11 protein-coding genes are annotated in these 14,809 nt (G+C 45.4%); 4 read left to right on the top strand and 7 right to left on the bottom strand.

Annotated features, from left to right (window positions below):
- The 4 genes from GY683_RS04845 to GY683_RS04830 form a co-directional block, all read left to right on the top strand.
- Positions 1-1,580: hypothetical protein (locus GY683_RS04845; RefSeq protein ID WP_297287671.1), on the top strand; the 1,580-nt coding region annotated here is incomplete at its 5' end.
- Between the two features lie 321 nt (positions 1,581-1,901).
- Positions 1,902-2,774 carry a LysR family transcriptional regulator gene (locus tag GY683_RS04840; protein WP_297287670.1) on the top strand — a complete coding sequence of 291 codons (873 nt, stop codon included), beginning with the start codon at positions 1,902-1,904 and terminating at the stop codon, positions 2,772-2,774.
- A gap of 146 nt (positions 2,775-2,920) precedes the next feature.
- Positions 2,921-5,395 (top strand): hypothetical protein, encoded by a 2,475-nt coding sequence (locus tag GY683_RS04835; RefSeq protein WP_297287669.1) that lies wholly within the window; start codon positions 2,921-2,923, stop codon positions 5,393-5,395.
- Positions 5,396-5,411: 16 nt separating this feature from the next.
- Positions 5,412-7,124, top strand: coding sequence for a hypothetical protein (locus GY683_RS04830; protein ID WP_297287668.1), 1,713 nt, complete (start codon positions 5,412-5,414; stop codon positions 7,122-7,124).
- A gap of 199 nt (positions 7,125-7,323) precedes the next feature.
- On the opposite strand, the gene accC is transcribed toward GY683_RS04830, so the two are convergent.
- The 7 genes from accC to yajC all read right to left on the bottom strand — a co-directional run bounded on the left by accC (position 7,324) and on the right by yajC (position 14,463).
- Complete coding sequence (gene accC / locus GY683_RS04825) at positions 7,324-8,676, bottom strand: acetyl-CoA carboxylase biotin carboxylase subunit (protein WP_297287667.1); 1,353 nt, start codon at positions 8,674-8,676, stop codon at positions 7,324-7,326.
- Positions 8,677-8,683: 7 nt separating this feature from the next.
- Entirely contained in the window at positions 8,684-9,112 is a 429-nt protein-coding gene (accB, locus tag GY683_RS04820; RefSeq protein WP_297287666.1) for an acetyl-CoA carboxylase biotin carboxyl carrier protein, read from the bottom strand.
- A 260-nt stretch (positions 9,113-9,372) separates the two neighbouring features.
- Positions 9,373-9,987 (bottom strand): TIGR00730 family Rossman fold protein, encoded by a 615-nt coding sequence (locus tag GY683_RS04815; RefSeq protein ID WP_297287665.1) that lies wholly within the window; start codon positions 9,985-9,987, stop codon positions 9,373-9,375.
- Positions 9,988-10,017: 30 nt separating this feature from the next.
- Positions 10,018-10,920 carry a DMT family transporter gene (locus tag GY683_RS04810; RefSeq protein ID WP_297287664.1) on the bottom strand — a complete coding sequence of 301 codons (903 nt, stop codon included), beginning with the start codon at positions 10,918-10,920 and terminating at the stop codon, positions 10,018-10,020.
- Positions 10,921-11,010: 90 nt separating this feature from the next.
- The gene (secF, locus tag GY683_RS04805) at positions 11,011-12,153 is read right to left on the bottom strand and encodes a protein translocase subunit SecF (protein WP_297287663.1); all 1,143 of its coding nucleotides are present in this window, start codon (positions 12,151-12,153) and stop codon (positions 11,011-11,013) included.
- A 9-nt stretch (positions 12,154-12,162) separates the two neighbouring features.
- Positions 12,163-14,040: a protein translocase subunit SecD gene (secD, locus tag GY683_RS04800; protein ID WP_297287662.1), complete on the bottom strand. Its 1,878-nt coding sequence runs from the start codon at positions 14,038-14,040 to the stop codon at positions 12,163-12,165.
- Between the two features lie 96 nt (positions 14,041-14,136).
- A complete protein-coding gene (yajC, locus tag GY683_RS04795; RefSeq protein WP_297287672.1) occupies positions 14,137-14,463 on the bottom strand; it encodes a preprotein translocase subunit YajC in 327 nt (108 codons plus the stop codon).
- Positions 14,464-14,809: the final 346 nt, after the last annotated feature.

Below are 14,809 nucleotides of genomic sequence, written 5' to 3'. Positions count from 1 at the left end.
TACGCCCGATGTCCCAAGAGCTTTTGCATGAGCATCTAAGCAAGATCCTTCAAAATGAAAACATCAGCTACAGTGATAATGCTGTCTGGCAGCTGGCGCAATCTGCCAAAGGCTCGGTGCGTGATGCGCTGTCTTTGACCGATCAAGCCATTGCTTTTGGCGGCGGCAGCCTGAATGATGAGACTGTGGTCAGCATGCTAGGACTTGTAGATGGGCTGGATGTGCTTGACCTGATACGGGATATCTATCTGGATAATCGTAGCAGCGTGGCAAATCATATCTCAAGACTGCGCACTCAGATGGTGGATGCGGTTGCGGTACTTGACAGGCTGGTAGATAGTCTGCATGAACTTGCCATGATACAGTTCTTGCCGGTGCCACTTGATAAGAATGACACACAAAAACAAGCCTTCACCCAGCTGTCTGCGCAGATACCTGCTGATGTGCTGCAGTTGTATTATGAGATTGCTATCAAATCGCGTGACAGCGTGCGCCTGGCGACCACGCCGATGCAGGCACTTGAGATGGGAATTTTGCGATTGCTTGCGTTTCGTCCACTTGTGACGAATGAAGTATTGAATATTGAGAGCGCACCAGTAGTTGGCTCTGACATTAAAGATGTAGAATCGCCTGATGCTAATCAATCTTACAATGATCATTCTTCTACAGGTGTCGCTCATGGTGATGATACGAATGGTGAAAATCTATTACAGACTGATGATCTCAAGATTAATGAGATTAATGCAGTAGTCTATGACGATGATCTGTCATTAGATGAACTTCATCAACAAGAATCGCCAGAACTAATCTTGGATTGCCTAACTTCTGATGAGATGGCTTATGATGACAATCAAAGCGATACTAACATGGACGAGACTGTACCATCCGCTGAATTTGCCTCTAATGATACGATTGGATATGAAGAATCATCAGATAAGAGTGATGATAATAGCATCGATGACCAAATCGATATCCAAGAGGAAGTGGTTTTAAGTTCATCACCTATAAACCCCATTGAGACCAATGCTGAAATCAATCAACAAGAGGAACTGGTTTCTGAAACGCTTTTAGCTGATAACCAAACGAACTTAGCCACTAACCTTAAGCAAGCCTTAAAAGCCAAACTAATCGCACCACAGATTGAGCTATCAGGCGAATGGACGGCAAAAAAATGGGATTATTGGTTGGCGTTGGCGCGCCAAGATCATCTGTTCGACAATGATGAGTTGGCGCTCCTGCACAGTAGTCGCATGGTCGGGGAAATAGATGGTAAAAGCACGCTGCATGTGGACAGTCATAACTCACAGGTGGACGTCAGCTTTAACTCTGCCAAAGCTAAAATCGCCGAGCGACTACCCAGCATACAGCTTCAAGATGACTTACCATTGCTGGATGTTACAGAGAAAGCAGACATTCCTTACCAATTACAGAAAAAACGTGATGCTCAGGTGATGATAGACGCTCAAAATCAAATCATTCAAAGTCCTGTGGTGCAGACCTTATGGCAGCAGGGGTTCATTGATGATCACGGAGAAGATACGCGCATTCTCTCAGGAACGAAATTAACCTTAGATGATTAATTTTTAATTAATATTTACCATATTTAAAATAAGTAAATTATTGATTTTAATGAATAATTATAAGGAATTGGCAGTTATTTGACCTTATATGTGAAAATTATTACTAAATCCTTACAGAAGAAGTGGCTTTGTTGCGATTTATGCAAAAAATATTTATAAATTGTTTACTAATTGCACATAATCTCTGTTATAATATACTTTTGATTGGTTTGTGTAACGGTGAAATTAAGGCAAGCGTATAGAGATTTTGGCGGATAGCCAAAACATCATCATAAAAGCCAGCCTGCCCTGATGGATTTAGGATAACTTTGAAGGTCGAATATGTTAGATAATTTGCGTGGTATGGCAGTTTTTGCCAGCGTGGTGAGGCATGGGTCTTTTAGTGGCGCTGCCAAAGAATTGGGTATTACAACAAGTGCTGTCAGTCAGCAGATTCGCTCTCTTGAGTTGGATTTGGGTGTGGCACTACTATACCGCTCAACACGAAAACTAAGCTTGAGCGAAGCAGGTGAAAGTCTTTATACTGCCGCATTACAAATGGTCAAAGCGGTTGAACAAGGGCGCGACAGTGTTAGCCAGCTAAAGGATGAGATCGCAGGCAGTCTTCGTATCGCAACATCACCAGAGATTGCGCGTGAATATCTGATTCCTGCACTAAGCGCGTGGCTTGACGAGCATAAGAACCTGTCTTTGAATTTGATCGCACGCGGCGAAGAGCTAGACATGATCGAAGATCGTATTGATTTGGCGGTTGTTTTAGAAGAAAATCCGCAAGGTGTAACACTGTCTAAAGTCAAACAGCTATTGCTTGCATCGCCAAGCTACCTAGATGCGCATAATGCCATCAGCGCGCCAAAAGACCTGTCATCACATGCTTTCATCGCCCATGGCGACAAACAAAACGAAAATCTAGAATTTCAAAAAGGCGAGGATAAATTTAGCATCCGCGTCTCATCGCGCTTAATGAGCAACAATCAAGCCATCGCGCTTGATTTGGCAGCAGCAGGTTATGGCATCGTTAAGTCAAGCGAATTGGATGCTAAGGCGCTCATCGAATCGGGTGAATTGGTGCCAGTGCTTGCTGATTACCACCTGCCAACACTGACCTTAAGCGCATCTACGGTCGCCAAAGAGCAGATGTCCACCAAAGCAAAAAAATGCCTTGAAATGCTTATTGCTTATTTTGACAAATAAACCTTAAAAAGACCTTGATTACCCAAGGTCTTTTTTATTGCTAAGAATTTGAAATTTTTATCTCAATCGTTTAAAAACTTGTCGCATTTGCGTCATATTTTAGTATAATTGAAAGTATCATTTTTGATGAAGATTAGGGAATAATGATGAAAATAAGCCAATCAAGTGGTCGATTTAAGACTTTATTGAAGCCTTGCGTGCTATTTGTGGGTGCAGCGATGCTAGCTGCTTGCCAAAATACCAGCACGATCAGCGGCTCACACACCGCCAATCTGGCGCAAGCCAATTTGGCGAGCAGTCATGCTGCTGATGCCCGCGCCTTATTTAGCGATCAGGCGTCATCGCCCATCGTGCGTAACAAGGCGATGCTGACCGAAGCATTGGCGGCGCATTTGTCATCAGAAAGACATACGCTCGGCACTTACCACTATAAGGCGGCAAACATTGGCAACCCTGATGGCATCGATGCTTCGGCAGACACTTTGCTTGCCAGCGCGATTAAGACATACGAACATAAGACCAATCAAGACATTCAAGGCTACGAGCCAGATTATTATCGCTCAAGCGTGGATTATATTTACGCTGATAGTGACAGCATGGATGATAGCCTGTCCGAGCTGCCTTATTTGCGCTATGATGATGAGCAGTTGGGTCGCACACCTGATAGCACCGTAACACGAGGCGAAGGCTTGGTGTTTGAGAGCGATTATGGTACGAAGCGTAGCCTGGCGAATAGTGCGATTAGTAGTTTCCACAGTTGTATTGCCTCAGCTTCATATGAAATTGATAATTTGGTACGAGATGAACCAAATATCAGCACAAGCAAGCAAGCAGTAAAAGACCAGCTAAAAGCCATTAGTGATTGCCAAAAAGAATTTAACCAATCCGTTGAAGATGAAGACTTGTTATCAGGCTCTGGTTACATCAGTTCCGATGTGGCGCATTTCCGTGGCTGCGCGCTGAATTTTGACAAAGGTGTTCGTCAAGTTCTTGCGCCAAATCGCCAAACCAAATCTTACGATGATGACAGTTATGTCTATTATGATCTGGTGTACATGGATTATTTTGTGTGCAATGAAGTGGATAATTTTAATCGCGGGCTTGAGCCATGGAGTTATCTGAATCAGACTTCTGAACAAGATTTAAAATTAATCGCCGCTCGAAAAGAGTGTGCATTGACGCATCAGGCGGGAGTGCAAGAGCTATTTGCACGTGGTAAATCATACGATAAAAATAAAGAAGAATTCGCTGATAATTACATCAGCTATGTCAATTGTGTGGATGGCGTCATTAAGGATAATACCGATAAGGAATACGATCCTGAGCCGATCAGTGATCTATCAGAAGTAGCTGTACGCGCTTCAGAGCAGTACTCAGCCATGTATGGTTATGGCGATTATGATGACTATGAACCGCAATCTGGCATCTCGCCATGGTTCGATGCCTATAAGAGCATGAAGACGGCACAAAAAGAAGAGAGCGAACTTCGCCTGCCGACAGGTCAGATACCGAATATTTTTGGTGGTATATTAGGCAGCATGCTAAATCACATGAAAGTATCGCCTGAGCAGGTGCTCGCTCAGAACTTGTATCGTTATGATAACACAGCGTTGACCGTACTTAGTCATCATCGTCCGCAGCAGCGCCAAAGCAAGATGCTGTATTCGATGGATTACTATTCGCCCACCGCCGAGCAGTCGATTCAGCTGCCTGTTTTGTTAGATTTCGAGCAGTCAAAAGCCAAGGCGGATGTCGCTGCGCTATTGCCAGTCATTGCCATTCTCACCCCAAAACATGCGCCACTACCCAGTGAGCTGCCTGATCAAGAGATGGCTTTTACATTGCCAAATGATCTACACAATCAATTACCGATGACGGTGATCTACGATGCAACCCAAAAAGGCGTTCTAAATGCCTTCAATGAGCTCGATGGTGATCAATTTACCGCCATTGACATCAGTGATGATAAATTTGCTAAAGAAATTGGGGCAAGTCGCGCCATCAAGGTCGATTTTGATGCTTATGGAACGGGTCAGTTCATGGGTGTGATCATCAAACACATTGGCAATACTTTAAAATCATACGTTGATTCGCATCCTGAAGTGTACGAACAGGGCGACAAAGGCGATAACATTAAGCGCGCCATTGATGACCTGGCGATCATCAATGACGGCTATCATACGCGTGATTTGGGCGGTCTGATGCAGATTATTGAGGGTATTTTGCCCATGGATTTTCATCAGGCGAATTATTTCTACCTAAATCGCCAAGGCAAGATCGTTGGCATGCAAGTGATTGGCAGATTTGACGATGCGATGCAGCAGATTCGTGTTGAGACGGTGGGTCAGGTGCGTTATTCTAACACGCCATTTAAGCATCCATTGAATGACAAATTTACGAATAGCTTTAGCACAGCGGAAGAATTCGATGGTGCGGCTTGGTTATCAGACATCACCCAAGAAGCTAAACTTAAGAAGCAGGCATTAGAAGAGAGGCTGTCTTATGAAGAATTGTATGATGAGTACGGCGAAGATGATGATCTGTATGGTGATGTTGATGGCGCTGCCGCCGCAGATGAAGCTGCCGCTGCCGCTGCCGCTGCGCAATATAGTCAAGACTAAATAATAAGGACATATGATGACTTTAATGAAATTTACACCCTTTGCGATCTTTGCGTCACTCGCCTTGTCAGCTTGTGCCACAACAGGACAAAGTTCGCTAACGCCTGAACAATCTAAGACGCCCACCGCGCCAGATGCCAAATCAGCATTAAGCCAAGCGATTCAATCTCAGTTGCGCTCATCTTTTGATTATCAAACGACGGTCTATGCCTCTAATCATATTCGCCGTGATGCATTGGCAAATGCTACGCCTGAGCAGCTGTCTGCCGCTGACGACATGATGAGAGTGTGCGAAAATGAACACGAAGAAGCGTATGTTGCATTATTGAAATCAGAACCGCCTGAAGATCTAGATAATCAAAAACAAACCATCAAAGAGCGCTACCTATCATGTGTGAATGATCGATATGGCGTGGATACTTACGAGAACTTTGATTTTGAAGAGTTTTATCAACAGTCCAAAGACTTAAATCCTGAAGAGGTGAGATCTGTACTTACCACCGCCATCTCTGCTCATGCAGAAAGCCAGAAGCTAAAGCTCCAAGAAGTCAATTCTGCTGAGCATGACGGGAATCATACCGCACTTGACGTCAAGAAAGCCGAGCTTTTGAACGAATATCTCATCAAGCCCACTAAGGCTACGATGGCAGGGCGCTATCAGCCGCTATCTGGCGTAATCACTGCCTTGCCAAGCGTTGAATATCAAGCCAAGAATCTCAATATGGCCATGAATCAGCCTGTTTATGTTGATCTGAAAGCAGGAATCATTTACCTATGGGCGGACAATTTCGCGTTGGCGAATAGCAATCTGGCTGACAAGAATCTTGGCGATAAATGGCATAATAAATGGCTTGCCATCCCATTAAATGACGGCAGCCTACCTGAGGGTTTTGCCAAAGACTTCATCCGCGCCTACCTTAACGCCAAAAAAGAAAGCTTCCAAAGTCTCGATGATGCATCCATCAAGCAAGTCTCTGCCCAGGCGCTGTACGACTTGCCGTTCTTTAAAGCGAATGTCGATGACTCGGTCAAATCTCGCATCAATGACAGTACCCGCATCATTCAAAATGCACCAACGGCTAAGGCACGAGCCTACAGCCGCTATATTTTTGCTGATACCTTGTATAATGACATCACCGCCAAATACCCACAGCTTCAGAACGAGCCTACTTATCATGAGTATGACTTGATTGATGGCGAGAGCAACATCAATGTGAGTGCGCCCATCAGTCAGAGCGAAGATGAGACAGATGCTACTGATAAGCCCAAATTCAGCAGCGAAAAATTCATGGGCTTGCTACTAAGCATTCTAAGAGTTCAAATTGATGGCTACTATGACAATCTAAATCAATCGGAGTCAGCAGCTGAAGAAAGTGAGGTGTCGCCATATGCGCCCGTTTGGCATTATGGCATCAAATCAGGTCAGATCAACTGGATGCATTATCGTCATTATCTGACCAAGCAAATTAAGCAAGGTCAGTTCGCTAAAGATGTGATCTCTACCAAAGAGCCGATGTTTGTGGATGTATTTACCACCATCAATCCTAAGGCTAACCATGACTTTGATCGTCTGCCTAGCCATCTGCGTGTGCCAAATGCCCAAAATAGCGTAAACGTGTTTGAGTATGGTAATGAATTCATCGAACGCTTAAAGTCCAGCGATGATAAATATCGCCAAATCATGCTACAATTGCTAATGGGGACAGAAGATGCGCAGGAAGATCATTAATCGACGCAGACAACGGCCACATCCTGCCAAGCTTAGAGCCACTCGCTTAGCAAGGCGTAATATTCGCCAGCAACACCTCGTGGCGAAGAGACGTCAGCTCTGGCGCTTTATCTGCATCAAAAAATTGGTATTGGCTGAAGGTTAGTTCGATATTAATTTGACAAATAAATAAGGGGTGCTGATTGCACCCCTTATTTGACTATTTGCTGTCTTTCGGCTTTAGTAGATGATTTTCTAGATAATGAATGTTTTGTGCTTCATTAACAAAATTCTCATCTTGTAGAATGACATCACGATGTAGTGGAATGTTAGTCTTGATGCCTTCGATGATTAGCTCATCCAATGCATGCAATGTCTTTGCAACGGCTTGACTGCGTGTTTGCGCATGGCAGATCAGCTTGCCTATCATCGAGTCATAGTAGCTAGGGATGTTATACCCTTGATACAGATGGCTGTCAAAGCGCACGCCAGAACCACTTGGCGCGAACAGATTTTCGATCTTACCAGGGGAAGGCATGAAAGTCTTAGGATCTTCAGCATTGATACGACATTCGATGGCATGACCACGGATGGCGATCTCGTCTTGATGATAAGATAGTCCATAACCTGCGGCGATTTTTAGTTGCTCAACGATGATGTCAATGCCCGTAATCATCTCAGTAACGGGGTGCTCTACCTGAACACGGGTATTCATCTCAATAAAGAAGAATTGACCGTCTTCATATAGAAACTCAAAGGTGCCCGCACCGCGATATTTAATCTGCTCACAGGCACGCACGCATGCGTCTAGAATTGGCTGTCTGATGTCATCAGGAATGCCAGGCGCTGGTGCTTCTTCTAGTACTTTTTGGTGACGACGCTGTAGCGAGCAGTCACGATCGAACAGGTGCAGGGCATTGCCGTTACCATCGCCAAGTACCTGAACCTCGACATGGCGAGGGTTCTTTAAGAATCGCTCCATATATACAGTATCATCACCGAAGGCGCTTTCGGCTTCTGCCTTGGCAGCTTGCACTTGGTTGATGAGCTCTTCAAAGCGTTCTACCACGCGCATGCCGCGACCACCACCGCCAGCTGCTGCCTTCACGATCAGTGGAAAGCCGATGTTCTTGGCTTGTTCTTCGGCGTTGTGTAGCGTGATTGCACCAACCGAGCCTGGTACAGTCGGTACACCGGCTTTTTTCATGGCGTTAATGGCAGATACTTTGTTACCCATTAGACGAATGTGGTCAGCATGTGGGCCTACGAAGGTCAGACCTGCTTCTTCTACTTTCTCAGCAAAGTCAGCATTCTCTGACAAAAAACCATAACCAGGGTGAATCGCATCCGCACCAGTTACTTCAGCAGCTGATAGGATGGCATTCACGTCAAGATAGCTTTGAGAAGAAGGGGCGTTACCGATGCATACTGCTTCATCTACGAATCGCAGGTGCATGAGATCTTTATCGGCTGTCGAGTACACGCCCACGGTAGAGATGCCTAACTGTTTACAGGCGCGCACGATGCGCAGGGCGATCTCACCACGGTTTGCAATCAATAGTTTTTTAATCATGATTCACCTACGCTTTGTAGCGGATGACAGGCTGACCGAATTGTACCACATCAGCATTATTCACCAGAATCTCTTCGATGATGCCGCTTTGAGTAGCTTCTAATGGGTTCATGATTTTCATTGCTTCGATGATGCCTAGTTGGTCGCCTGCTTGGACTTTTTGACCGACTTTAACGAATGGAGGATCATTTGGGCTTGGTGCTGAATAGAATACACCCACCATTGGTGAGGTCTCAACTTTACCGCTAGGTGCTTTTGGTGTGGCAGCCGCTGCAGGTGCAGCAGGTGCGGCTGTGGTTGCGACAGGTGCGGCGATGGTCTGTACAGCGACGTTACGGGTTAGATTCACGTAGTTATCATCATGACCGTATTCAAGATTGACCAGATCTTTTTCTTCCATTAAATCAATGAGTTCACGAATTTTTTTGATGTCCATAGCCATCACCTTTTAACAATGGGTTGAAATTAAAAATTAAATAACACGGTTTATTGTAACAAATTTTTTCAAAAACGCCTAGCGAAAACTGGGAGTGCGCCATTTAACTTGCTAAGAATTGTTCAAAATGCGCCAACAAACACGCAAAAAACAGATTGAATATAGTGTACATTCGTTTTATTTTATTGCAAGTGTTTTTTGTATGAATTTTGATGATTTCATCAAAAAATGCTCAATTTTTAGCAATATTTCATCAATAATTACCAAGTTGGGATGTCTTGTTCGCCCAGCCAACTTGGGCGCACCCATTTGGGTGCATCTTTAAATTCAAAGTTTTCCATCTGTTTTAATAGTTCTACAGGATCGTCGGACACACAGATCAGAGCCATGTTCGACTGCGGCATGAAGCCTTCATCAGCGCATCGTTGCAGCGTCTCTAGAAATGGGGTAAAAAATCCTTTGGTATTAAGAATGCCAATCGGCTTGGCATGCTGACGTAGCTGTAATAATGACAGCACTTCATAGAGTTCCTCCAAGGTGCCAATGCCGCCTGCCATGGCGATGAATCCATTAGCAAGCTCAATCATCTTGTATTTTCTGGTTGCCATGTCAGGCGTCTCGATCAATTCTGTTAATCCTAGATGAGCGACTTCTTTTTGCTTTAAGAATGTAGGAATCACGCCTGTCACTGTTCCGCCATTTGCTAGGGTAGCATCTGCGATCGTACCCATCAGACCTACTTTACCGCCGCCATAGATGAGGTGTATGCCTTGATCGGCCAGAGTTTTGCCCATCTGCTTGGCCGCTTCGTAGTAATCGGGCGTCGTCCCGAAGTTTGAGCCGCAGTAGATGGTGATGTTTTTTAGAGTATTCATATAGCCTCCTATGACTAAGATGGTGTTAGATTAAGAACGATTAAGCCAGCGCCATGGCTGTACTGTGCCAAGCCCCATACCAATAAGACCGAGCACCATGACCATGCTAAGTGGTTCACCCAGCAATGGCACAGCGAGCAGGGCAGACATAAAAGGCGCAAGTGATGACAATCCACCCGCCTGAAAAGCACCCAATCTCGCGACTGCCATGGCATAAGTCACCGTGGCAACGATCATCACCAGCACGCTATGAAAGATGCCTTGGATGCCTAGATGGACGATGCTGGCGTTCGGCGAAGAAAATCCAATAAATAGCGCATAGATCGGCAAATAAATAACCGCCGACCAAAACACCGTACTGCACATCGCTTGCCATGGCGTCAGCTGCCATTCTCTTAGTAGAACGCTAAAGCCCGCCCAACAAAATGCACAAGCCACAAAAATCGCATCACCGACATTGAAATGATACGCGCCTGCCATGATCATTGTCGTCATCGCCAATAAAGTCATGATGATGATACTAAGCGCAATCTTGGTGTTGCGATCTGGCTTGACCCGAAAAAATACCCATAGTAGCAGCGCAGTCGCCACAGGAATCATGCCATTTAAGAACACAGCACCGTGCACAACAGGCGCAAGAGCAAAGGCGGTATAAACCAGACAGCTATACCCAACACCGCCCATCAATGCTAGGATAATAGATCGTCTTGACCATAGGAATTGCCAGTCTTTTTGGTGGTGGATGATTGGTAATAGAATCAATGCAGAAAAAGCAAAGCGCATGGCGATCACATCCCAAGGCGAGATCTGCCAAGCCACAGTAACTCGCGACAGCAGGCTAAAGCTCCCCCATACACACATGGTAAATAGCACCAGTAGATAACCTTGAGTTCTTTGTGATAATTTATTGAATGAATGGATTGGGCGAAACATGATTGTGTTAATTTGAATTTTTATTTTTTGTTTAAAGACATTATACGCCAAAAAGACAAATCCCCAAATATGGTATTTGGGGATTTCTGATTAGTCTTTGGCATTTTGAAGTTCGGGGTCGGCGAATACCACCACCTCTTCTTCAAATTCAGGCTTAACCTGTACGACAAAGTCCTCTCGAGACAGACCCATGCGCAGCGGGATTGAGCTGGCAACATAGATCGATGAGTAAGTACCTGCAATCGTGCCGATAAACTGAGCCAGTGCAAACCAGAACAGACCATCGCCGCCCAAGAATAAGAGCGCAACCACCACTACAAAAACCGTTCCTGTGGTCATGAATGTACGTCTTAATGTTTCGGTCAGTGACAGATCGACCACTTGATAAGGCGTCAAACCGCGGACACGGCGGAAGTTCTCACGAATGCGGTCATAGATAACGATCGTGTCGTTCACCGAATAACCAATCAAGGCTAGAACGGCCGCTAGCACGGTTAAGTCGAATGGCCAGCCAAAAATAGCAAACAAGCCACACACCACAATCACATCATGAAATAGTGCCAATACCGCACCCAAAGCCAGCTTAAACTGGAATCGGATCGATACATAGACCATCATGAGCAACAGCGCCAAACCGATTGCAAGTAATGAATTTAGATAAACTTCATTACCCACCTGACTACCAATGATGTTGATGTTCTCAACGGTGGCAGGGTTTGATGGTAAGTTTAATGCTGACGTTAGCGCTTGGCTAAGACCTTCAGGATCTTGAGTATTTTGAGGTGGCAGGCGAACCAATAGTTCGCTACGCGTACCTAGATACTGCACGACAGCATCGTTAAAGCCTTGCTGTGATAATGCGCTGGCAACCTGTGCCTGCTCGACAGGCTGACCATATGAGACGTCGGCCGATACACCACCTGTAAAGTCAAGACCAAGGTTCAATCCCTTGACTGCGATGGCGACCACACTTGCAATCACCAGCAGCACCGATAGGATGACCATTGGGATTTCAAGCTTCATGAATGGCAAGATGCGACGGTTGCCAATCAGCTTAGCACCACCTGCTTTTTCAGCAGCTTCATTAACAGCGATGATGTCTTGGTTGGCAAGTACTTCTTCGTTCGCACGAGCATTACTGCCTTTACCATCGCGACGTGGACCACGACGACGACGCGTTTCTTTGGCGTTTAGTTCGTCGTGGTTATCGATTGGATTATTATCATTTGTCATCATATACTCCTAACCGATGCTGATTTTTGTCAAGTTTTTACGATAGCCATACCAAATCTGCATGAGTGCACGCGTCACGATGATGGCGGTAAATAAAGACGTGATGATACCAATGGCAAGCGTAATGGCAAAGCCTTTGACAGGACCTGTACCAACCGCGAACAAGATAAACGCCACCAATAGCGTGGTCATGTTACCATCTAGAATAGAGCTAAACGCACGGTCAAAACCTGCCACGATGGCTGATTTGGCTCTGGCGCCCGCGTCAATCTCTTCACGAATACGCTCAAAGATAAGTACGTTAGCATCGACCGCCATACCCATCGTCAGTACAATACCGGCAATACCTGGCAGGGTCAAAGACGAGCCAATGATTGACATGATGGCGGCCAGCATGACGATGTTAAAGGCAAGTGCAATGCTGGCAATCACGCCGCAAGCGCGATAGAACACGATCATCCACAAGAATACGAGTAGGTAGCCGATTTTTGAGGCGAATAGACCCTTGTCGATGTTGTCTTGACCCAATGATGGGCCGATAGTGCGCTCTTCGACGAAATACATCGGTGCAGCCAGTGCGCCAGAGCGAAGCAGTAGGGCAAGTTCGTCAGCTTCAGCAGTGGAGTCTAGGCCTGTAATCACGAAAGACGAACCTAGCACGGCATTAATCGTCGCGCGGTTGATGACACGTGTCTCAGAATATGGCGTACGCACTTCTGTCGTCTCACCAGTCTGAGGGTCCGTCTCATAGCTTACACGCTGTTTGTTTTCGATGAATAATACTGCCATTTGTTTACCTACAGCTGAAGCTGTGGCATTTTGCATCAGCCTACCACCTTGAGTGTCAAGGTTGATCGATACTTGTGGGCGGCCATTTTCATCCAGACCTGCTTGAGCGCCTTGTACTTTTTCACCAGTAACGATAGGCTGGCGATTCAAAAGCAAAGGAGGGCCATTTAAGTCGCCAAATGGATAAGCTTCAGTACCAGCAGGTGCAATGCCACCAGTAAAGCTATCAGCATCATCGCTCACCATGCGAAATTCTAGGTTTGCCGTACGACCAAGTACACGCTTGGCTTCAGCGGTGTCTTGTACACCAGGCAGCTCAACGACGATGCGATTAGCACCTTGTGACTGAACCACAGCTTCAGCGACACCAAGCTCATTGATACGGTTACGCAGCGTGGTTAAGTTCTGACCCACTGCATATTCATTGATCTCATTAAGGCGAGCTTCGGTATAGCTTAGTTGTAGTGCCGCGCCTTCGGTATCAGCTAATGGACGTAAGGTGAATTCGTTCGCCATTTGGGCTTGTAAGATACTCTGTGCGCGATCACGAACGTCATTGCCGTCAAACACAAGCATCATACCATTTTCGGTGGTGCGTAGGCTCTTGACGGCGATTTTGTCGGCGCGTAGGGCGCGTCTTGCGTCTTGGCTTGCGGTTGCTAGGCGTTGCTCTAGTGCTTTTGCCATGTCTACTTCAAGCACGAAGCGCACACCACCACGCAAGTCTAGACCTAGCTTCATCGGTTTTGCGCCGATGTTGCGCAGCCATTCTGGGGTGGTTTGAGCGAGGTTTAGAGCGACGACGTAGTTCTCGCCCAGTTCACGACGTAGCACTTCTTGCGCTTTTAATTGATCTTCGGCAGTTGATAGACGCACCAAAGCACTGTTATTACTAAAGCTGCCACCATGATGGCTAAGTCCTGCTTTATCGAGCAGTCCTTGAGATTCGTTTAGAACATCTTCTGTTAATTGCACGCCAGCTGATGCGCCTGTAATCTGTACCGCAGGCTCATCAGGGTATAAATTAGGCAGGGCATACAAGCCAGAAATTACGAGCACTACAGCGATGAGTATGTATTTCCAAGCAGGGTAATGCATAGGTTTTTCTTATGGTTAAGGCGCAATTTAGCGTTGCGCAAAATTAAAACAATGAAAAAAAACAAAACCTGCCAAAGCAAGTATTGTTTTTGTTGCTTAGATATTTTCGATTGTACCAGCAGGTAGAACGCTGATGACGCTTGCGCGTTGAACTTTGATAGAGTTGGTTGGGTTTAGAGCGATGACCGCATAGTCACCTTCAATTTTGGTGATTTTGCCCATAAGGCCGCCAGCAAATACCACTTCATTGCCTGCCGCTAGGCTATCCACCATCGCGCGGTGTTGTTTTCTTTGCTTTGATTGCGGGCGAATGATTAGAAAATAGAAAATCGCAAAAATAGCCACCATCGGCAGGATTTGCAATAGGGCGTTTGGTTGTGCTGGGGCAGCAGCTGCGTGTGCGCTGGTGATGAATAATTCCAACATATTATAACTCCTTCAATAAAAAATGAGTGAATAAAAGGCAAAAATAACGCATATCATACCACAAAAATACCTTATAAAACCATGTAATTTCACGGATAATCTGAATGATAAGAAGTGATTTTATTAGAATTGGACCAAGCTTGCCAGAATTCATACCAAATCATTTCACGGCATTTAAATTTAAAAATAAGCAAGGTTTTGAATCTTTAAAGGATTTTTATAAAAATACCATATAACAATGCTTGCAGTTGTGGTGATTTTGGCTTAATATTACATTTCCATTTTTATTAATTTCCCTTTATGTCCCGTCACCGATCACGCTTTATTCCTTATTTTCTTATTT

The sequence above is a fragment of the Moraxella sp. genome (assembly GCF_024227015.1).
Lineage (GTDB): Bacteria > Pseudomonadota > Gammaproteobacteria > Pseudomonadales > Moraxellaceae > Moraxella.
Note: the sequence above shows the minus strand (reverse complement) of the source record. Positions and strands in the feature narration are given on the sequence as shown.

Excerpts from the sequence above, each read along its gene's own strand:
- GY683_RS04830 (WP_297287668.1), top strand. The coding sequence starts at position 5,412 with ATGACTTTAATGAAATTTACACCCTTTGCGATCTTTGCGTCACTCGCC.
- accC (WP_297287667.1), bottom strand. The coding sequence starts at position 8,676 with ATGATTAAAAAACTATTGATTGCAAACCGTGGTGAGATCGCCCTGCGC.
- secD (WP_297287662.1), bottom strand. The coding sequence starts at position 14,040 with ATGCATTACCCTGCTTGGAAATACATACTCATCGCTGTAGTGCTCGTA.
- GY683_RS04810 (WP_297287664.1), bottom strand. The coding sequence starts at position 10,920 with ATGTTTCGCCCAATCCATTCATTCAATAAATTATCACAAAGAACTCAA.
- GY683_RS04835 (WP_297287669.1), top strand. The coding sequence starts at position 2,921 with ATGAAAATAAGCCAATCAAGTGGTCGATTTAAGACTTTATTGAAGCCT.
- secF (WP_297287663.1), bottom strand. The coding sequence starts at position 12,153 with ATGACAAATGATAATAATCCAATCGATAACCACGACGAACTAAACGCC.
- accB (WP_297287666.1), bottom strand. The coding sequence starts at position 9,112 with ATGGACATCAAAAAAATTCGTGAACTCATTGATTTAATGGAAGAAAAA.
- GY683_RS04815 (WP_297287665.1), bottom strand. The coding sequence starts at position 9,987 with ATGAATACTCTAAAAAACATCACCATCTACTGCGGCTCAAACTTCGGG.
- GY683_RS04840 (WP_297287670.1), top strand. The coding sequence starts at position 1,902 with ATGTTAGATAATTTGCGTGGTATGGCAGTTTTTGCCAGCGTGGTGAGG.